At 51.0% G+C, this 19,746-nt stretch carries 20 protein-coding genes and 4 pseudogenes; 10 read left to right on the forward strand and 14 right to left on the reverse strand.

Annotated elements, in window-relative coordinates:
* Positions 1–11 precede the first annotated feature (11 nt).
* The 9 genes and pseudogenes from flgJ to flgB all read right to left on the reverse strand — a co-directional run bounded on the left by flgJ (position 12) and on the right by flgB (position 7,287).
* Positions 12–953: a flagellar assembly peptidoglycan hydrolase FlgJ gene (gene flgJ / locus EA14781_RS04190; RefSeq protein WP_002461974.1), complete on the reverse strand. Its 942-nt coding sequence runs from the start codon at positions 951–953 to the stop codon at positions 12–14.
* The gene (gene flgI / locus EA14781_RS04195; protein ID WP_002461973.1) at positions 953–2,050 is read right to left on the reverse strand and encodes a flagellar basal body P-ring protein FlgI; all 1,098 of its coding nucleotides are present in this window, start codon (positions 2,048–2,050) and stop codon (positions 953–955) included. The genes flgJ and flgI overlap by 1 nt, the downstream gene beginning before the upstream one ends.
* Positions 2,051–2,061: 11 nt before the next feature.
* Positions 2,062–2,761, reverse strand: a pseudogene (gene flgH, locus EA14781_RS04200) (flagellar basal body L-ring protein FlgH).
* 54 nt (positions 2,762–2,815) lie between these two features.
* Positions 2,816–3,598: a flagellar basal-body rod protein FlgG gene (flgG, locus tag EA14781_RS04205; protein WP_000625842.1), complete on the reverse strand. Its 783-nt coding sequence runs from the start codon at positions 3,596–3,598 to the stop codon at positions 2,816–2,818.
* Between the two features lie 153 nt (positions 3,599–3,751).
* Positions 3,752–4,507 (reverse strand): annotated as a pseudogene (gene flgF, locus EA14781_RS04210) (flagellar basal-body rod protein FlgF).
* A gap of 19 nt (positions 4,508–4,526) precedes the next feature.
* Positions 4,527–5,731 (reverse strand): annotated as a pseudogene (gene flgE, locus EA14781_RS04215) (flagellar hook protein FlgE).
* A gap of 24 nt (positions 5,732–5,755) precedes the next feature.
* Positions 5,756–6,451 (reverse strand): annotated as a pseudogene (gene flgD / locus EA14781_RS04220) (flagellar hook assembly protein FlgD).
* An 11-nt stretch (positions 6,452–6,462) separates the two neighbouring features.
* Positions 6,463–6,867, reverse strand: coding sequence for a flagellar basal body rod protein FlgC (flgC, locus tag EA14781_RS04225; RefSeq protein ID WP_001196462.1), 405 nt, complete (start codon positions 6,865–6,867; stop codon positions 6,463–6,465).
* Between the two features lie 3 nt (positions 6,868–6,870).
* Entirely contained in the window at positions 6,871–7,287 is a 417-nt protein-coding gene (gene flgB / locus EA14781_RS04230; RefSeq protein WP_000884691.1) for a flagellar basal body rod protein FlgB, read from the reverse strand.
* Positions 7,288–7,441: 154 nt separating this feature from the next.
* Here flgB and flgA point away from each other — a divergent pair, with 154 nt between their 5' ends.
* From flgA to flgN, 3 genes are all read left to right on the forward strand, one after another.
* Positions 7,442–8,101 carry a flagellar basal body P-ring formation chaperone FlgA gene (gene flgA, locus EA14781_RS04235; protein ID WP_000955986.1) on the forward strand — a complete coding sequence of 220 codons (660 nt, stop codon included), beginning with the start codon at positions 7,442–7,444 and terminating at the stop codon, positions 8,099–8,101.
* Between the two features lie 75 nt (positions 8,102–8,176).
* A complete protein-coding gene (flgM, locus tag EA14781_RS04240; protein ID WP_000020868.1) occupies positions 8,177–8,470 on the forward strand; it encodes a flagellar biosynthesis anti-sigma factor FlgM in 294 nt (97 codons plus the stop codon).
* Between the two features lie 4 nt (positions 8,471–8,474).
* Positions 8,475–8,891: a flagella biosynthesis chaperone FlgN gene (gene flgN / locus EA14781_RS04245; protein WP_000197326.1), complete on the forward strand. Its 417-nt coding sequence runs from the start codon at positions 8,475–8,477 to the stop codon at positions 8,889–8,891.
* 39 nt (positions 8,892–8,930) lie between these two features.
* Here the strand turns inward: flgN and murJ are convergent, their stop codons facing one another.
* The 4 genes from murJ to rimJ all read right to left on the reverse strand — a co-directional run bounded on the left by murJ (position 8,931) and on the right by rimJ (position 12,746).
* On the reverse strand, positions 8,931–10,469 hold the full coding sequence (murJ, locus tag EA14781_RS04250) for a murein biosynthesis integral membrane protein MurJ (protein WP_001050660.1): 1,539 nt from the start codon (positions 10,467–10,469) through the stop codon (positions 8,931–8,933).
* Positions 10,470–10,578: 109 nt separating this feature from the next.
* Positions 10,579–11,502, reverse strand: coding sequence for a Gfo/Idh/MocA family protein (locus EA14781_RS04255; protein ID WP_000723805.1), 924 nt, complete (start codon positions 11,500–11,502; stop codon positions 10,579–10,581).
* Between the two features lies 1 nt (position 11,503).
* Complete coding sequence (locus EA14781_RS04260) at positions 11,504–12,151, reverse strand: YceH family protein (protein WP_000877091.1); 648 nt, start codon at positions 12,149–12,151, stop codon at positions 11,504–11,506.
* Positions 12,152–12,161: 10 nt separating this feature from the next.
* Complete coding sequence (gene rimJ, locus EA14781_RS04265; protein ID WP_000468186.1) at positions 12,162–12,746, reverse strand: ribosomal protein S5-alanine N-acetyltransferase; 585 nt, start codon at positions 12,744–12,746, stop codon at positions 12,162–12,164.
* 235 nt (positions 12,747–12,981) lie between these two features.
* On the opposite strand from rimJ, the gene mdtH reads away from it, so the two are divergent.
* The 7 genes from mdtH (at position 12,982) to EA14781_RS04300 (ending at position 18,333) form a co-directional block, all read left to right on the forward strand.
* Complete coding sequence (gene mdtH / locus EA14781_RS04270; protein ID WP_000092181.1) at positions 12,982–14,190, forward strand: multidrug efflux MFS transporter MdtH; 1,209 nt, start codon at positions 12,982–12,984, stop codon at positions 14,188–14,190.
* Between the two features lie 174 nt (positions 14,191–14,364).
* Positions 14,365–14,925 carry a lipoprotein gene (locus EA14781_RS04275; protein WP_002461965.1) on the forward strand — a complete coding sequence of 187 codons (561 nt, stop codon included), beginning with the start codon at positions 14,365–14,367 and terminating at the stop codon, positions 14,923–14,925.
* 105 nt (positions 14,926–15,030) lie between these two features.
* The gene (pyrC, locus tag EA14781_RS04280) at positions 15,031–16,077 is read left to right on the forward strand and encodes a dihydroorotase (RefSeq protein ID WP_000126570.1); all 1,047 of its coding nucleotides are present in this window, start codon (positions 15,031–15,033) and stop codon (positions 16,075–16,077) included.
* 73 nt (positions 16,078–16,150) lie between these two features.
* Positions 16,151–16,396: a DNA damage-inducible protein I gene (gene dinI / locus EA14781_RS04285; protein ID WP_001217770.1), complete on the forward strand. Its 246-nt coding sequence runs from the start codon at positions 16,151–16,153 to the stop codon at positions 16,394–16,396.
* A 288-nt stretch (positions 16,397–16,684) separates the two neighbouring features.
* Positions 16,685–16,939 carry a biofilm formation regulator BssS gene (gene bssS / locus EA14781_RS04290; protein WP_000414438.1) on the forward strand — a complete coding sequence of 85 codons (255 nt, stop codon included), beginning with the start codon at positions 16,685–16,687 and terminating at the stop codon, positions 16,937–16,939.
* A gap of 114 nt (positions 16,940–17,053) precedes the next feature.
* The gene (gene solA / locus EA14781_RS04295; protein ID WP_000872745.1) at positions 17,054–18,172 is read left to right on the forward strand and encodes an N-methyl-L-tryptophan oxidase; all 1,119 of its coding nucleotides are present in this window, start codon (positions 17,054–17,056) and stop codon (positions 18,170–18,172) included.
* Positions 18,173–18,219: 47 nt separating this feature from the next.
* On the forward strand, positions 18,220–18,333 hold the full coding sequence (locus tag EA14781_RS04300) for a YceO family protein (protein WP_001253741.1): 114 nt from the start codon (positions 18,220–18,222) through the stop codon (positions 18,331–18,333).
* A 212-nt stretch (positions 18,334–18,545) separates the two neighbouring features.
* Here the strand turns inward: EA14781_RS04300 and trhO are convergent, their stop codons facing one another.
* Complete coding sequence (gene trhO / locus EA14781_RS04305) at positions 18,546–19,598, reverse strand: oxygen-dependent tRNA uridine(34) hydroxylase TrhO (protein ID WP_001144609.1); 1,053 nt, start codon at positions 19,596–19,598, stop codon at positions 18,546–18,548.
* Positions 19,599–19,746: the final 148 nt, after the last annotated feature.

Consider the following 19,746-nt stretch of genomic DNA (forward strand, 5'->3'; position numbering starts at 1 on the left):
ACTTGAGCTGATCAGAACAGATTATCAATATTCATACTGTAGGTTTTGCTCACCTTGCCACTTATCGATTTCATCTGCTGGATCATACAGGTGAGTTTACGGGCATAATGGGGATCGGTGGCATAGCCCGCGTCCTGTAGGGCCTGTGCCCCCTGTTCAGCACTCGCGGCGGTCGTCACGGCGGCGTAGCGCGGGTTACGTGTTAATAGCCCAACGTAATCCGACAATGCTTCAAGATACGAGCGGTAAACCCGAAACTTCGCTTTTACTTTCTTCGCTTCGCCGTTTTCATATTCAGTCGTGGTGATTTCAGTAACTGGCCCTTTCCAGTTGCCAGAGGCTTTGACGCCAAACAGGTTGTAGCTCGGCTCGCCGTTTTCACGACGGATTTGCCGTTGACCCCAGCCAGATTCCAGCGCCGCCTGGGCAAGAATCAAATGATGCGGCACACCGCTTTGCTGGCTTGCCAGTTGGGCGGGTAACGAGAGTTGCGCGAGAAACGCTTTACTATCGCCCGGCAGCAAATCATCGTAATTACGCGGTACGGCCTTTTGCACCAACTGCGAAAACGTCTGATTTTGATAACGCGCCACGGTTTCGAGCGAGAATTTCATCGGTGCCGCGGGTTGTGCTTCATCTGGCAATGGTTGTGCCGGAGTCATCTGTTCAACCATCATCTCCGCCAGTCCCAGACCTTTACCTGCCGTCATCTGCTGGGCAATCTGTTGATCATACATGCTGGTGTAAAGGCGAGTGTGTTCGCTACTGAACAGCCCCTCCTTCGGCAAGGCTTCACGCATGCTTTTCAGCATCATCTGCACGAACATCCCTTCCACCTGGCGAGCAACCGGACGAATATTCGCCGCTGGATCTTCGCCTGCTTTCGCTTTCAGTTCGTTGAGCGATTGTGCATCCCAGGCGGCACTCACCAGTAGTTTGCCGTCGCTAATCATCAGATGATTTCCAGTTTTGCCCGCAGACATCCTGCGCTTTGCATTGATTGCAAAATAGACATCAGATCCATCGGCGTAGCGCCGAGCGCATTAAGCGCACGCACCACATTATTAAGACTGGCGCTGGAACGTACACTTTGCAGCGAACCGCCGCTCTGGCGTAAATCGATCTGGGTTTGTGGAGTCACCACGGTCTGCCCGCCGCCAAACGGTGTATCTGGCTGGCTGACATTAGCCTGACGGTTTACCGTAACCGAGAGATTGCCCTGCGCTACTGCGCAACTGTCGAGGGTCACTTCGCGATTCATTACCACCGATCCGGTGCGCGAGTTAATAATCACTTTGGCGTCCTGCGGGGTGGCATTAACCGGCATATTCTGAATATCAGCAAGGAAACGCACCTGGGAGCTGTTACCACTCGGCACGCGCACCTGAACAGTACGCGCATCTAACGCCATAGCGCTGCCATAGCCGCGCACACGGTTGATGGTGTCAGCGATTTGTTGCGCCATCGTGAAATCTTCGTCATTAAGCTGCAAATTGAGGGTATTCCCAACGCCAAACTGGCTGGGCAATTCACGTTCGATAACCGCACCGTTGGTGATCCGCCCACCGTTAAGCTGGTTAACCTGGACACTGCTTCCCCCCGCAGATACCCCTGCGCCGCCAACCAGAATATTACCCTGCGCCAGCGCATATACCTGGCTATCGACCCCCTTAAGCGGCGTCATCAGCAACGTACCGCCACGCAGACTTTTGGCATTTCCCATGGAAGAGACCACCACGTCAATGGTTTGCCCCTGACGTCCAAATGGTGGAAGTGATGCTGTCACCATTACCGCTGCGACGTTTTTTAACTGCATATTGGTGCCAGCTGGAACAGTAATACCCAACTGTGAAAGCATGTTATTAAGCGTTTGGGTCGTAAACGGCGTCTGGGTTGTCTGGTCACCCGTACCATCCAGCCCCACCACCAGCCCGTAACCAATTAGCGAGTTTTGCCGTACTCCCTGTACGCTGGTGAGATCGCGGATCCGATCGGCCTGTACCACTGTCGCCGTCAGCAGAAGAATGAATGCAGAGAGAAATTTAATCACCACAGCCTCACTTACATTGGCGACAGGTTAAGGAAGAAACGCTGCAACCAGCCCATATTTTGCGCTTCGTTAATGTAGCCATTACCTACGTATTCAATGCGCGCATCCGCCACCTGAGTAGACGGCACAGTGTTGCTGCCGCTGATGGTGCGCGGATTAACAACACCAGAAAAACGAATAAATTCAGTGCCCTGATTAATGGCGATCTGTTTTTCACCCACCACATGCAGATTGCCGTTAACCAGCACTTGATCCACGGTTACGGTCAACGTACCGCTAAAAGTATTACTGGCATTGGCGCCGCCTTTACCGTTGAAGCTATTGCCCCCGGATGCATCAACATCAGCGCGGGCATTGCCAAACAGGCCCTGCAAATAGCGCGGCACGGTATCAAAGCCGAAACTGGTTTTGCCATCGCCGACTGGCATTAGCGGACGAGCTTTTACTGGCGCTAACGTTTTCCTGCAACACGATAGTCAGTGTGTCGCCGATATTGCGGGGTCGACGATCTTCAAACAGAGGTTGATAGCCATAGTTAATCGGCTGAGCAGACTGAAAAATGGAGCCGTTGGCGATGGGCGTCGGACCGGGCACCGGTTGTGCACTGGTCGCCCCCTGTACCAGCGGCGTGGACGGTATCCAGGCACAACCGGACAGAGAGAGCGCCAACAAGCTGGAAATGGCGTATACGCGCGCAGCGTTTTTATGCATGGCTATCATCTTCAAAAATCAGTAATCCGGTGGGAACTTTCCACCGGTTATGCCTTAGAGTTGCGTCAGTTTTTGCAGCATCTGATCGGTGGTAGATACCGCTTTACTGTTGATTTCGTAAGCACGCTGTACCTGGATCATGTTGACCAGCTCTTCCGCCACGTTGACGTTAGACGTTTCAACATACCCTTGATACAACAGCCCCGCGCCGTTCAGGCCCGGTGTGCTTTCATTCGGCGCGCCGGAGGATTGCGTTTCGCTGTAGAGATTTTCGCCAATGCTCTCCAGCCCGGTATCATTCATAAAAGTGGTGAGATTGAGCTGCCCGACCTGAACCGGAACGGCCTGGCCTTGCTGGGTAACGCTGACCACGCCATCACGACCAATGGTAATGCTTAACGCATTCGCCGGAATGGTGATTGCTGGTTGCACCTGAAAACCGCCCGCCGTCACCAGTTGCCCATTTTGATCCACCTGGAAAGATCCATCGCGGGTATAGGCCGATGAACCATCCGGCAGCATCACCTGGAAAAAGCCCTGTCCTTTAATTGCCACATCTTTGCTGTTATTGGTTTGCGACAGGTTGCCCTGACTGTGTAAGCGTTCAGTGGCGACCGGACGCACCCCCGTACCAATTTGTAACCCGGAGGGTAAAGTGGTTTGTTCGGAAGACTGCGCCCCAGGCTGGCGAATAGTTTGATAAAGCAAATCTTCAAACACCGCTCGCTGGCGCTTAAAACCGTTGGTACTGACGTTTGCCAGGTTATTGGCAATGACGTCCATATTGGTTTGCTGGGCGTCAAGACCCGTTTTGGCGATCCATAATGAACTGATCATAAAGTGTCCTGTTGTGGAGTGCTGACAAAGTGCATATGTCTTCTTGCCGGATACGGCCTACAATATCTTGTAAACTCAATATATTGCGACGCAACCTGTAGGCCCGATAAGCTTGCGCATCGGGCGACGTATGTTTGTCATTTACCCTTGTAATTAACTCATCGACAGCAGTTGGTTGGCGCGGCTTGCGTTATCATCGACGCTGCTTATTACCTTCATCTGCATTTCAAAACGCCGCGCACTGGCAATCATGTCGCTCATCGCCGAAACGGCATTGACGTTGCTACCTTCCAGCACGCCCGATATTACCCGTAACGTCGGGTCAGCCTGCAGCACAGATCCACGCGTGACCTGACTTTTCACGCTTAAACGGAACATCCCGTCATCACCACGCTGCACTTCACTGCCCTAGGCTTTCACCAGTTTTAATTTCCCGACTGGCGCGACGGTATTTGCCGGGTCGCCCGGATTGAGCGCCGAAATGGTACCATCGGCCGCGATGGTGATTTCTGCCCCTTCCGGCACAGCAATCGGGCCTGCCTCGCCAATTACCGGATGCCCCTGAATCGTCAGTTGACCGCCAGGATCAACCTGAATGCTGCCGTTACGCGTATACCCCTCGCTACCCTCGGCGGTCTGCACGACCAGCCAGCCGTCCTGCTGTAATGCGACATCCAGCGGACGCGAGGTGTAATCCATCTTGCCGGGCGTCATATCTGCTCCCGGCGTAGAGGCCGTCACCAGCGTGCGCGTCGGCAGGGAAAGCCCTTCAACGGGCACTGCACGCAAGGCGTTTAACTGGGCGCGAAAACCGGGCGTGGAGGCATTGGCCAGATTACTGGCAGTCACCGCCTGTTGATTCAACGTCTGGCTGGCAGCGCCCATCGCGGTATAGATTGCGTGATCCATTAAGCTATCCCGTCAGCGATTAGCGTAAGTTAACCAGTGTGTTAAGGATCTGGTCCTGCGTTTTGATGGTCTGGGCGTTAGACTGATAGTTACGTTGGGCAACGATCATATTGACCAGCTCTTTACTGAGATCGACGTTAGACGTTTCCAGCGCGCCATTGGTCAACGCGCCAAAATTGCCGGTTCCTGCAGTTCCCAATAGCGCCACGCCAGAAGATTGCGTCGCAGACCAGACGTTGTCACCTTCTGATGCCAGGCCTTCATTGTTGGCGAAATTAGCCAGCACAATCTGCCCCAGCAGTTGGGTTTGTTCGTTGGAATAGTTGCCTACCACGGTGCCATCATCATTGATTTGGTAACTCACCAGATCGCCCGGTTTGTAGCCGTTCTGGGTGGTTGCCACAATGTTGTTAGCACCGGTGTTTTGCTGCATGGAGTTGAAGAAGCTAAGGGAGAATATTGCAGGATCGGCACCATTAATGGCGCCAGTCTTGATATTTGCTATCTCTCCCTTAACTAATACGCCATTGGCATTAAATTCCAGCGTGGTCGCCAGATCTGCTTTGCTTGCTGTATCGCTGCTATCCTGAGTGTAAACATCCCAGTTATTATCCCCGGTCTTCACAAAGTAGATACTCATATCATGAGCATTGCCCTGGCTATCGAAAACCGTCACCGAGCTTTTTTGTTATAGCTATCGGCATTCGTGACATCGAACGTTTTAACGGTGGGAAGCGGATCGCTGGAGTTCAGGTTAATCTGCATTGACGCCGTGGTGGTGTTTTTTGCCGCCATGAGTGTATTCGGAATCGAAATATTGGTTGGATTCGCGCCTTGCTGAATAGTCGGCGGCGTGCCGGTTGCCGGATATCCCGTCAACTGCAAACCTTGCATATTCACCAGGTTGCGGTTTTCATCAAGTTTGAACTGCCCGTTACGGCTGTAAAACACCGAACCGTTGCTGTCTACCAGACGGAAAAAACCGTTCTGGCTGATAGCCACGTCCAGACCACGCCCGGTGTTGGTGGTGGTGCCATCGGTAAAATCCTAGGTAATTCCGGCAACCTTTACCCCCAGACCGACTTTAGAACCGGCAAACATATCAGCAAAAGAGGCCGTGCCGGATTTAAAGCCATAAGTGGCGGAGTTGGCGATATTGTTGCCAATAACATCGAGGTTGGTGGCGGCAGCGTTTAATCCACTCACCGCTTGAGAAAAGGCCATGACTGACTCCTGAAATGTGAAGGCTTAAATGATCTGCCGTACTTCGTCGAGGGGGGTAGTACCGTAAGTGCCGAGATCCAGCGTGTTACCGTTATTGTCGCGGATCACCCCCTGCACCAGAGCAAACTGCAGTGGCTGAACAACCCGTTGTGTACCGCCGTTACTGGCGCTGATCGCGACGTTATAAGCACCGTTTGGCGCAGTGGCGCCGTCAGTCAACGTGCCATCCTAGGTAAAGCTGTGGACTCCGGCGGTCAGTTCACCGATATCGATAGTACGGACAACCGCGCCGTTTTTATCGGTGATGGTGGCGGTCACTTTATCCGCGGCCTGTTGCAGTTCAACGCCAAACGGCGTGGTGGTCGTCACGGCCCCTTCGTCACTGCCGGTTCCAACAAGAACGGTGGTACCGGGGATCATGACGCCGTGACCAATCAGGTTGCTGGCCTGTAGCGACTGGCTGTTATCAATCTGCCCGGAAATCGAACCAAGTGTGGTGTTGAGCTTTTCAATTCCGCTGACCGTGCTAATTTGCGCCAGTTGCGATGTCAGCTCATTGTTTTCCATTGGATTGGTTGGGTCCTGGTTTTTCAGTTGCGCCACCAGCAACGTCAGAAAACTGCTTTGTAAATCCGCAGAATTGCTGCCCGTAATCGAACTACTGCTGGTGGTGCTGACGCCGATATTTGTCGGATCGGTGGTGGTCACCGCAATGGACATGACTTTCTCCTTTATTGACCGAGCGTGAGGTTTTTCAGCATCATGCTTTTCACCGTATTAAGCACTTCAACGTTAGCCTGATAGCTGCGCGACGCCGACATGGTATTAACCATCTCGCCTACCACATCGACGTTTGGCATTTTCACGTAGCCTTTCGCATCCGCCAGCGGATTACCCGGTTCATAAACCCATTTGTCTGGTGCCTGACTTTCAATCACGTCAGCCACTTTAACGCCGCCTGTCGCAGCCCCTGGAGCGGCGTTCACCTGAAACACCACCTGTTTTGCCCGATACGGTTGACCATCCGGTCCGGTTACACTATCGGCATTCGCCAGATTACTGGCCGCCACGTTTAGACGCTGAGACTGGGCGGTTAACGCCGACCCGGCAATATCAAAAATATTCAGCAGTGCCATCCGTTAATTTCCGCTCTGTAAAACATTCATCACGCCTTTGATTTGGCTACTCAACGCGCTAAGGCTCATCTGGTATTGCAGGCTGTTATCGGCAAACTGGGTACGTTCGCGATCCATATCGACGGTATTACCGTCCAGAGAAGGCTGGTCCGGGATCCGGTATTGCAATTCTGCAGAAGGAGGCGTCAGCACCTGCGCCGGAATGTGCTGCGTCGAAGTCAACGTCAGGGCGACCACGCGGGTTTCATCCCGTCTACGTTGCATAACTCTTTTAAGTTCACTGGCAAAATCGATATCGCGCGCCTGATAAGCGGGGGTATCGGCATTGGCGATATTTGCCGCCAGCACTTCCTGACGCTGGGCGCGCAGATTGAGCGCCTCTTGTTGAAAACGTAAGGCGGCGTCGAGTTTATCGAGCATATCTCCTCCGCAGGTATCAAAATTCTGCCATCAGATTAAATGCCTTTACGCGCGTGTTATCGGCAGAATAAACGCAAAATAGCTCGCTATTTATGCCGTTGATGGTCATTGCACACAGGTACAATTCAGTCGGTCAAAATGGCTGGAGGCAAAGATGCTGACAATCAGGCGTGGCGTGGCAATCATCGCGATGCTGTTCAGTCCGTGGAGTACGGCGGGCAATCTCACATCGCAATTGCAAACCTTTTTTGCAGCACAACTGGCAGGCTTGAGTGATGAAGTACGAGTGTCCATTCGTACGGCGCCAAATCTACTGCCGCCATGCGAGCAACCGTCGCTTTCCCTGCTCAATCATGCCCGCCTGTGGGGCAATGTGAATGTGCTGGCACGTTGCGGTAACGACAGGCGATATTTGCAAGTCAATGTGCAGGCTACGGGGAACTATGTGGTCGCCGCGATGCCGATTATGCGGGGCGGGAAGTTAGAAGCCGATAGCGTCAAATTGAAGCGCGGGCGGCTGGACACCCTACCGCCGCGCACCGTGCTGGATGTAAATCAATTAGCTGATGCCGTCAGTCTGCGCGATCTGTCGCCCGATCAGCCTATACAGCTCCCCCTGTTGCGCCAGGTCTGGCGGGTAAAAGCGGGACAACGCGTCAACGTCATCGCCAGCGGCGATGGGTTTAGCGCCAATGCCGAGGGTCAGGCGCTGAACAATGCCGGCGTCGCGCAAAATGCGCGGGTACGCATGGTGTCAGGGCGGGTGGTCAGTGGCGTTGTTGATGCAGATGGGAATATTCTTATAAACCTGTAAGCAGTTAAAGATTACCCGCCCTTTGCCGATAAATAAGCAACATATGATAAAAGCGCCCTCAATGAGGAATAAACCATGAGTATTGACCGCACTTCCCCTCTGAAGCCCATAAGTACCGTTCAGCCACGCGAAACCACTGACACGCCGGTAACGAATACCCGCGCGGCAAAAACGACTGCCGCCACCAGCACCAGTGTGACATTAAGCGATGCACAAGCAAAACTGATGCAGCCCAGCAGCAGTGATATCAATCTTGAACGTGTCGAAGCGTTAAAACTGGCGATTCGTAATGGTGAGCTAAAAATGGACACCGGCAAAATTGCCGATGCGCTGATCAGCGAAGCACAGCAAGACTTGCTGAGTAACTGATTATATGACGCGTCTTGCAGAGATCCTCGATCAGATGTTCGCTGTGCTTAATGATCTCAAAACGGTAATGGCTCAAGAGCAGCAACATCTCTCTATGGGGCAAATCAACGGCAGCCAGTTGCAATGGATAACAGAACAAAAAAGCTCGCTGTTGGCGACGCTGGATTATCTCGAACAGTTACGCAAGCAGGAATCGAATGCAGGAAATAGCGTTGATACGACACAACGCTGGCAGGAAATGACTGAGAAAACACAGCAACTGCGCCAGTTAAATCAACATAACGGCTGGTTACTGGAAGGACAGATTGAGCGCAATCAACAGGCGCTGGAAATGTTGAAACCACATCAGGAACCCACGCTGTACGGGGCAAACGGTCAAACCTCAACGTCCCACCGCGGCGGTAAAAAGATTTCTATCTGAAGATTTTCTCCGGCCTGCAATGCAGGCCGGAATTCAGTATTAAGCCGTACGACGAGCAAACTCTTTGACTTTAAAGCCCAGCACCGCCAGCGCGGCAAAGTACGCGGCTGCCCCTGCAATAACAACTGCCATCAGACGCAGTAATCGCCAGAGCATGGAGCCCAATGACCAGTCCGGCATGATGTGCAACATACCTAAAAGCACGCCAGACATAACCAGAACGGCCACCACCAGACGCAACAGAAACGCTATCCAGCCGGGTTGCGGGGTAAAGATTTTCTGCTTACGCAATTGCCAGTAAAGCAACGAAGCATTCAAACAAGCTGCCAGACCAATGGACAGCGACAGTCCGGCATGTTTCAACGGCCCGATAAACGCAAGGTTCATCAATTGCGTCAAAATCAGCGTGACGATGGCAATTTTCACCGGCGTTTTAATGTCCTGGCGAGAATAAAAGCCCGGCGCCAGCACTTTCACCACAATCAGACCAATCAACCCCACAGAATAAGTAATCAACGCCCGCTGGGTCATCAACGCGTCAAAGGCAGTAAATTTGCCGTACTGGAACAGCGAAACGGTCAACGGACCGGAAAGAATACCCAATGCCACAGCACTTGGCAGCGCCAGCAGAAAACAAAGACGCAGGCCCCAGTCCATCAAACGGTTGTATTCATCGTGATTACCGCTGGCAAAACTTTTCGACAGCGATGGCAGCAAAATGGTCCCCAGCGCCACGCCCAGCACGCCAGACGGGAACTCCATTAAACGGTCGGCGTAGTACATCCACGATACGGAACCAGAGGCAAGAAACGAGGCAAATATGGTGTTGATGATTAAAGAAATCTGGCTCACAGAGACGCCAAGAATCGCCGGCCCCATCTGTTTCACCACGCGCATCGCCCCGGCATCACGGAAGTTAATACGCGGCAGAACCAGCATACCAATTTTCTTCAGGTGCGGTAGCTGATACACCAGTTGCAGGATACCGCCGACCGTAACAGCCCACGCCAGCGCCAGCACCGGCGGATTAAAGTACGGCGCAGCAAATAGCGCAAAACCAATCATGCTGATGTTAAGTAACGTCGGAGCAAATGCCGGAATCGAAAAACGGTTCCAGGTATTCAGAATCGCCCCCACCAGCGACGCCAGAGAGATCAGCAAGATATAGGGGAAAGTAATGCGTAAAAGTTGTACGGTCAGCGCAAATTTTCCCGGGTCGGTATGATACCAACCGGGCGAAGTCGCCAGGATAACCCATGGCGCAGCGAGCATACCTGCGACCGTTACAACTGCCAGCGCCAGCGTCAGAAGACCGGAGATATAAGAGACAAAGACTCGCGAGGCATCTTCACCCTGCTTACTTTTATATTCCGCCAGAATAGGCACAAATGCCTGGGAGAAAGCCCCTTCGGCAAAAATACGACGCAGTAAATTAGGAAGTTTAAAAGCAACGAAGAAGGCGTCGGTTGCCATCCCTGCGCCAAATATTCTGGCGACAATTGCGTCACGTGCAAAGCCAAGCACGCGAGAAAACATGGTCATCGAGCTGACGGCAGCCAGCGATTTTAATAAATTCATCGGTGTTCTAATCCAGACCCTCGGGCAAAACGCCTGCAACGCAGACGCTGAAAGAGGCGAATAGTCTACCTGGATTATGATGAATTGCTACCGTCAGATGTTACAGGGTTTATTCGCTCATTGCGTCGCGCCAGATCCTGTCAACAACGCGTTGCGCCAGCACCGCTTGTTCTCCAGCAGTTTGCGGAACTGTTTGATTTTGCACACATTCGATGAAGTGCCGTGCACAACCGACAAATCCCCGCTGCTCGAGGGTGCTCTGCCAGCCTGGAATCGGTTTATGCACCACGCCCTGCCCGCGCTCCTCACGCCACTCGCGCATATCCGTAATGTCGATAAGCGCACCGTCAGTCACGGCCAGCACGGCTTCGCGCTGACTTCCCGCACGGCGATGCATACAGGTGGTGATCTGCAAAGGGCCTGCTGAAAAATGATGCTCAGCAAACAGCATTTCACCCGCATCGTTAGTCAGTAGCGTGCCACCATCCAGGACAGCTTTGCCACCAGATAGCCACAGCGCGGTATCCACCACATGCAGATAATCATCCAGCAATGTGAAATACAGATCGTGTGGCCCGACGTTATCGGCGCGATGTTTATCCATTCTTAGCGAGGCGGCAGTCGTAAGTTGTGTTTTTAATTCACAATAGAGCGGAGCGAAACGACGGTTAAAGCCGACCATTAGCGTCAGTTTTTTCCGTGCGGCCAGCTCCACCAGGCGCTCAGCATCGCACAAATTTTCCGCCAGCGGTTTATCGACGCAAACATGTACGCCCGCGTTTAATAGTGCGCTAACCACCGCAAAGTGGCTGGCAGTACTGGAATGCACAAAAACCGCATCACAACAGGCGGCAAGGCTGGATAACGAATCGGTATAAGGAATACGCCAGCTTTCACAAATTGGCAGGGCTTTCTCACGCGTTGGCGACCACGCACCTTGCAACGTCCAGTCAGACGCAGCCGCCAGCACCGGCAACCACGCTTTTTGTGCGATACCGCCTAATCCCACCACGCCGATACGTATTTTTTTCACGTTAATCTCCCGGATGGGCCAGCAACGAATCAAGACGCTGTTTCAGTTCTGCCACTTCGATTTCCAGGGCTTCAACGCGGGCCTGTAAATCACCGTCAACCACGTTCGACGTTTCCGTTACCACAGGATTATCATCCACCTCGCCACTGAAAAGATGCATATAGCGGCTTTCTCGCTTACCTGGTTCACGAGCCAGGCGGACCACAAAAGGCCCCTCTTCGCGATTCGCCAGTTGTTCCAGCGTGGACTCCACTTCCGCCATGTCGCTGAATTCATACATCCGCGCGGCACGGCTGCGCAGCTCGCCTGGCGTCTGGGCACCGCGTAGCAACAACGTGGTTACCAACGCCACTTCCGCCGCGTTCAGTTTCAGGTCGCCAAACTCCGAGTTGCAGAAACGCTGTTCATATTTGGTGACCCGATTACCAAAACCACTCACTGTACGCAGGTAATGACGTTTCACCAGATTATCCAGTTGCTCCTGCACCTCGGATTCACTCAGGTTCATTACCGGTTCGCGGTTCGTTTTCTGATTACAGGCCGTCACTACGCCATTTACGGAGAGAGGGTACTGCTCCGGCGTCGTCACCTGTTTTTCTAATAAACAACCAATCACGCGGGCTTCCAGTGCAGTAAGTTGGTACTTCATGAAATTCTCCTTAGCGGCCAGGCGTCCAGTCTGGGGTGGTTAATGCAGTCAGTACGTGATCGCGCCATTGCCCATCAATCAACAGATAATCTTTCGCATAGCCTTCTTTTTCAAATCCCAGCCTCGCCAGTAAATCACCGCTGCGTTTATTGTGCGGCATGTAGTTGGCCATAATGCGATGAATATGTTGGGTACGCTGCATATAGCGAATGGCGGCGGTGAGGGCTTCAAACATTAGCCCTTTACCCTGCCATTTTTGCCCGATCGAATAACCGAGATAGCAGGCGTGAAAAGATCCGCGTACAACATTCGAAAAATTAGCTACGCCTATAATCTCTTTCTCGTCAGGATCAAATAAGCCAAAGTAGAATGCAGAACCTTGTTTATGAAATTCGTTGATCATACCTAGCCTGGCCTGCCAGCCAGAAGGATAGCAGTGGCTTTCGTCGCGCACCGGCTCCCAGGGCTTGAGAAAATGACGATTCTCTGCGTAATAATCCGCCAGACGCCAGGCATCACGATCATGCACCAGACGCACGACCAGTCGGTCCGTGGTTAAGCGCACTTTTGGCACGTTACTGCGATAGCCAAACATTCTATACCTACTCCTTCCCGTAACGTCTTTAATACGCTGTAAGTATTACTATACCTGCACAACCAGACCCTGTGAAAAGTCCAAAAGAGCATTTTCTGCATTATTCACATATTTGATAAAAACTCTCTATCAAAGCGGCGTTTTGATAAAAAAATATTGTCCCCGAACCGATGGGAAAAGTCTTAACATCAATGCAGAATAGAAAGTGCTCATCTTTTATTTCCCGGGAGGGGAAATGTCGCGCGTGTCGCAGGCGAGGAACCTGGGTAAATATTTCCTCCTCATTGATAACATGCTGGTTGTGTTGGGGTTCTTTGTTGTCTTCCCGCTGATCTCTATCCGCTTCGTGGATCAAATGGGTTGGGCCGCCGTCATGGTCGGTATTGCCCTCGGCCTGCGTCAGTTTATTCAGCAAGGTCTGGGTATTTTCGGCGGCGCTATCGCCGACCGTTTTGGTGCAAAACCAATGATTGTTACTGGTATGCTGATGCGTGCCGCCGGATTCGCCACGATGGGGATCGCCCACGAACCTTGGCTGCTGTGGTTTTCCTGCTTTCTCTCGGGCCTTGGCGGCACGTTGTTTGATCCCCCTCGTTCAGCGCTGGTGGTCAAACTGATCCGCCCAGAGCAACGCGGTCGTTTTTTCTCCCTGTTGATGATGCAAGACAGTGCTGGTGCGGTCATTGGTGCCTTGTTGGGCAGTTGGTTGTTGCAATACGACTTTCGTCTGGTCTGCGCCACGGGGGCGATTTTGTTTGTACTGTGTGCGGCATTTAACGCCTGGTTATTACCCGCCTGGAAACTCTCCACCGTGCGCACACCGGTCCGTGAAGGGATGGCGTGCGTAATGCGCGATAAACGTTTTGTTACCTATGTCCTGACGCTGGCGGGCTACTATATGCTGGCCGTTCAGGTGATGTTAATGCTGCCGATTATGGTTAACGACGTCGCCGGAGCGCCTTCTGCTGTTAAATGGATGTATGCTATTGAAGCGTGTCTGTCGTTAACGTTGCTCTACCCTATCGCCCGCTGGAGCGAAAAACGTTTTCGCCTGGAGCACCGACTGATGGCCGGGCTACTGGTAATGTCGTTAAGCATGATGCCAGTCGGCATGGTCAGCAGCCTGCAACAACTCTTCACCCTGATTTGCCTGTTTTATATCGGATCGATCATTGCCGAACCTGCACGTGAAACCCTTAGCGCCTCACTGGCTGATGCCCGGGCACGCGGTAGCTATATGGGATTTAGTCGTCTGGGGCTGGCAATTGGAGGCGCTATCGGTTATATCGGCGGCGGCTGGTTATTTGATCTGGGAAAATCGGCGCAACAGCCGGAACTACCGTGGATGATGTTGGGCATCATTGGCATCATCACTTTTCTTGCGCTGGGTTGGCAATTTAGCCAAAAACGCGCCGCGCGTCGGTTACTGGAACGCGATGCCTGAAAAATACCGTCAAACAAGCGTCATTCAATTTGCTATCATCAATAGCGATGTCATCCTGACCTGTCTGGCGCGGACTGTCTCAGTTTTAAGTTTTTTCTGCTGGCGGGATTAACGCTGGTAGCACATGCTGCGTTGTGTCAGGATATTGACGCAGATTTCATGTCGAGGATTACCATGAACAAATTTTTATTTGCCGCTGCACTCATCATCAGCGGCCTGCTCGTTGGCTGTAATCAACTCACCCAGTACACCATTAGTGAACAAGAAATTAACCAGTCGCTTGAGAAACATAATCAGTTTTCAAAAGATATTGGTTTGCCCGGCGTGGCGGATGTACATATCGTCCTGACGAACCTGGCCAGTCAGATTGGGCGCGAAGAACCGAACAAGATTACTCTAACCGGGGATGCCAATCTGAATATGAACTCTCTGTTCGGCAGCCAGAAAGCAACCATGAAACTGAAGCTGAAAGCACTGCCTGTGTTTGATAAAGAAAAAGGCGCTATCTTCCTGAAAGAGATGGAAGTGGTCAGCTCAGCGGTACAACCGGAGAAAATGCAGACGGTGATGCAAACGCTGCTTCCCTATTTAAATCAGGCATTACGCAACTACTTTAACCAGCAACCAGCTTACATCCTGCGCGAAGATGGCAGCAAAGGTGAAGCTATGGCGAAAAAACTGGCGAAAGGTATTGAGGTGAAACCAGGCGAGATAGTCATTCCATTCACTGATTAATCACGAGGGCGCATTCGCGCCCTTTATTTTTCGTGCAAAGGAAAACGTTTCCGCTTATCCTTTGTGTCCGGCAAAAACATCCCTTCAGCCGGAGCATAGAGATTAATGACAGCACCATCCCAGGTATTAAAGATCCGCCGCCCAGACGACTGGCACCTTCACCTCCGCGATGGCGACATGTTAAAAACTGTCGTGCCATATACCAGCCAAACCTATGGTCGGGCCATCATAATGCCCAATTTGGCTCCGCCCGTAACGACCGTTGAGGCTGCCGTGGCATATCGCCAGCGTATCCTTGACGCCGTACCTGCCGGGCACAATTTCACCCCGCTGATGACCTGTTATTTAACCGATTCGCTGGATCCTAATGAGCTGGAGCGTGGATTTAACGAAGGCGTGTTCACCGCTGCAAAACTTTATCCGGCAAACGCAACCACCAACTCCAGCCACGGTGTGACATCGGTTGACGCAATTATGCCGGTACTTGAGCGCATGGAAAAAATCGGTATGCCGCTACTGGTGCATGGTGAAGTGACACATGCAGATATCGACATTTTTGATCGTGAAGCGCGCTTTATTGAAAGCGTGATGGAACCGCTGCGCCAGCGTCTGACCGCGCTGAAAGTCGTTTTTGAGCACATCACCACCAAAGACGCTGCCGACTATGTTCGTGACGGAAATGAACGACTGGCTGCTACCATCACTCCCCAGCATCTGATGTTTAACCGTAACCATATGCTGGTTGGCGGCGTGCGTCCTCACCTGTACTGCCTGCCGATTCTCAAACGAAACGTGCATCAGCAAGCACTGCGTGAACTGGTCGCCAGTGGTTTTGAACGCGTGTTTCTCGGTACCGATTCTGCGCCGCATGCGCGTCATCGCAAAGAGAGTAGCTGCGGCTGTGCGGGCTGTTTTAATGCGCCTACAGCGCTGAGCAGTTACGCCACCGTCTTTGAAGAGATGAATGCGCTGCAACACTTTGAAGCGTTTTGCTCCTTAAACGGCCCGAAATTCTACGGGCTGCCGATCAATGAGTCATTTATTGAACTGGTACGCGAAGAGCAGAAAGTTGCTGAGAGTATTGCCCTGACGGATGACACACTGGTGCCTTTCCTGGCTGGGGAAACGGTACGCTGGTCTGTTAAGCAATAAAATATATAGCTGCCTGTTGTCTTTAGGTTATTTTACCTGTATAAATAACCAGTATATTCAACAGGGGGCTATTATGCGAATTGAAGTCACCATAGCGAAAACATCGCCACTACCCACCGGAGCCATTGATGCTCTGGCGGGTGAACTTTCTCGCCGCATTCAATATGCGTTTCCAGACGATGACACTCACGTTTCGGTACGTTATGCGGCGGCGAATAACTTATCAGTTATTGGCGCGGTAAAAGAAGATAAACAGCGCATTAGCGAAATTCTACAAGAAACGTGGGAAAGCGCCGATGATTGGTTTGTCAGCGAATAATATGCAGTGATGTTTGTTTTGCCGGGTCGCCCCGGCTTTTTTATTTTACTTAATAGCGACGTGTACAAAATGCCTACACTTCCTCAAAATAATTGCACAATATGCTAAAAAAATATGAATGACATGCTGTTTTATTGTTCATATAAATCTTAAAGGCAAAAAATTATCTTCTTCCCCCTTTAAAAATTCGGTGAATACCCTTACTTATTGGTATACTGAAGTTGCTTCAGATAAAAACGCATTGAACCTCGAATAACGTTGTCTAGTAACACGAATTAGGGGGCCATGATGGAAAAAAATAATGAAGTCATTCAGACTCATCCGCTCGTTGGGTGGGACATCAGCACCGTTGATAGCTATGATGCGCTGATGTTGCGTTTGCACTACCAGACCCCAAATAAATCCGAGCAGGAAGGGACTGAAGTTGGTCAAACGCTCTGGTTAACCACTGATGTTGCCAGACAATTTATTTCGATATTAGAAGCAGGAATCGCCAAAATTGAATCTGGTGATTTCCAGGTAAACGAGTATCGGCGTCATTAACATGACATGACCATCCACCCTAAAGGCACCTGAACGGTGCCTTTATCATTTCTGGGTTGTATATCTGCATTCAGTTAATTACTCTGCTTAAACCATGAGAGCAGAGAGAAAAAAATGAAATACGATCTCATCATTATTGGCAGCGGTTCTGTAGGCGCCGCCGCCGGGTATTATGCCACCCAGGCTGGTTTGAAAGTGCTGATGACCGATGCCCATATGCCGCCACATCAACACGGCAGTCACCATGGTGATACGCGATTAATTCGCCATGCTTATGGTGAGGGAGAAAAGTATGTCCCGCTGGTTCTTCGCGCACAAATCTTGTGGGATGAGCTCTCCCGTCACAACGAAGATGATCCCATTTTTGTTCGTTCCGGCGTTATCAACCTTGGCCCAGCCGATTCCAAATTTCTCGCTAATGTCGCCCACAGCGCCGAACAGTGGCAACTCAACGTTGAAAAACTGGATGCGCAAGCCATTATGTCCCGTTGGCCGGAAATACGCGTCCCGGATAATTACATCGGCTTATTTGAGGCTGATTCCGGCTTTTTGCGCAGTGAACTGGCGATAAAAACCTGGATCAAGCTGGCGAATGAAGCAGGTTGCGCGCAACTGTTTAACTGCCCGGTCACCGCAATTCGTCATGACGACAACGGCGTCACGATTGAAACGCCTGACGGCGAGTATCAGGCGAAGAAAGCGATTGTTTGCGCGGGAACATGGGTGAAAGACCTGCTGCCTGAACTACCTGTACAGCCGGTACGTAAAGTGTTCGCCTGGTACCAGGCTGATGGTCGTTATAGCGTAAAAAATAAATTCCCGGCCTTTACCGGTGAACTACCCAATGGTGATCAATACTACGGTTTTCCTGCCGAAAACGATGCCCTGAAGATTGGTAAACATAACGGCGGTCAATTGATCCACTCCCCAGATGAACGTGTTCCGTTTGCAGAAATTGCCAGCGATGGTTCAGAAGCCTTCCCGTTCTTACGCCAGGTATTACCCGGTATCGGCTGCTGCCTGTACGGCGCGGCCTGCACTTATGATAATTCGCCGGATGACGATTTTATTATTGATACCCTGCCAGGTCACGACAATACGCTGCTGATTACCGGTCTGAGCGGGCATGGTTTTAAATTTGCTTCAGTATTAGGGGAAATAGCCGCCAACTTTGCGCAAGGTAAAAACAACGATTTTGATTTAACACCTTTTAGACTTTCCCGTTTCCAATAATCATCTAAACGGCCTCAATCATGAGGCCGTTTTTACAGGAGATTTTAATGCGCCGGCTGGTGAACTATCTCATTAATAATATTCGCGAGCATCTCATGCTTTATCTTTTTCTCTGGGGGGTACTGGCGATTATGGATCTTATCTACGTGTTTTATTTTTAATCAACGTTCAGTGAAGCAAATTGACAAAGATTTAATTTATCTTTCATTTAGCGCACGTGAATAGACAAATTTGTTCCGCCAGTCGTCTCCCGTCATTAGCAACCTGAACCGACTAAACTCACGATGATTTTTTCACTACTGAATCAAAATCATTGAAATAAATATCATTCATAACACTGGAAGCAACAGCGATTGCTCAAGAGCAAAGCGCCTTATTTCTCTGACTCTGATATTCTCAACGTTGCGTTCAGACGTCCACGGGACTTATTAAAGATTTTATTACCATTCTCACGCCCAGCACGGCGCCGTCGCTGTTCCTCTGCCGGTAACGTGCTCTCTTCATCGCAAATCTCACTACAACAACCGTTGAATTTCTCGGCACACGCCGGACACTGGATAAATAACAGATGGCAACCATCATTTTTACAGTTTGTATGACTGTCGCAAAGTGCGCCGCACTGATGGCAATGCGCAATAATTTCGTCAGAGATACGCTCGCCCATCCGCTCGTCAAAAACAAAATTTTTGCCAACAAAACGCACCGGCAAGCCTTGCTCTCGCGCCTTACGAGCGTATTCAATAATACCGCCTTCAATATGCCAGACTTTATTGAATCCGTTATGCTTCATCCAGGCACTGGCTTTTTCACAACGAATACCTCCCGTGCAATACATCACGATTTTTTTATCTTTATGCGCCTGCATCATCTCTATGGCTTTCGGTAACTGCTCGCGGAAAGTGTCAGCCGGAATTTCCAGCGCATTTTCAAAATGCCCGACCTCATATTCGTAGTGATTACGCATATCTATGAACAACGCATTGGGATCGTCAAGCAAAGCGTTAACTTCTGCCGCTTGCAGATACTCCCCTACGTTACTGGCGTCAAACCGGGGATCATTAATACCGTCGGCGACAATTCGGTCGCGCACCTTCATGCGCAGTACCCAGAAGGATTTCCCGTCATCATCCAGCGCAATATTAAGCCGTAACCCTTCTAAAGCGGGATCGAAGGCATATAACTGTGCGCGAAATGTTTCAACATAGCTCGCAGGTACGCTGATTTGCGCGTTGATCCCTTCATGCGCCAGATAGACCCGACCAAAAATATTTAGCGCAGTAAATAACTGGTATAAGGCATCGCGAGTCACTTTTGGGTCGGCGATGTGAAAATATTTATAGAACGAAATGGTAGTGCGAGGTTCGTTTTCGGCCAACATTCTGGCTTTCAGCGCGTCGTTGGCAATGCGGTTGTGTAACACTGGCATGGTGTACGATTCCTGCAAGGTGGGGGAGATAAAATCCGGCGCATGATATAGCAATTATCGATAATTAACATCCACATATTTTACGCTACATTTACGCATTAAAAATTATTAATTATTTACACTCATATCCATTTAACCCAATCTCCGG

It is taken from the genome of Escherichia albertii NBRC 107761 = DSM 17582, assembly GCF_000759775.1.
Taxonomy (GTDB): Bacteria; Pseudomonadota; Gammaproteobacteria; order Enterobacterales; family Enterobacteriaceae; genus Escherichia; species Escherichia albertii.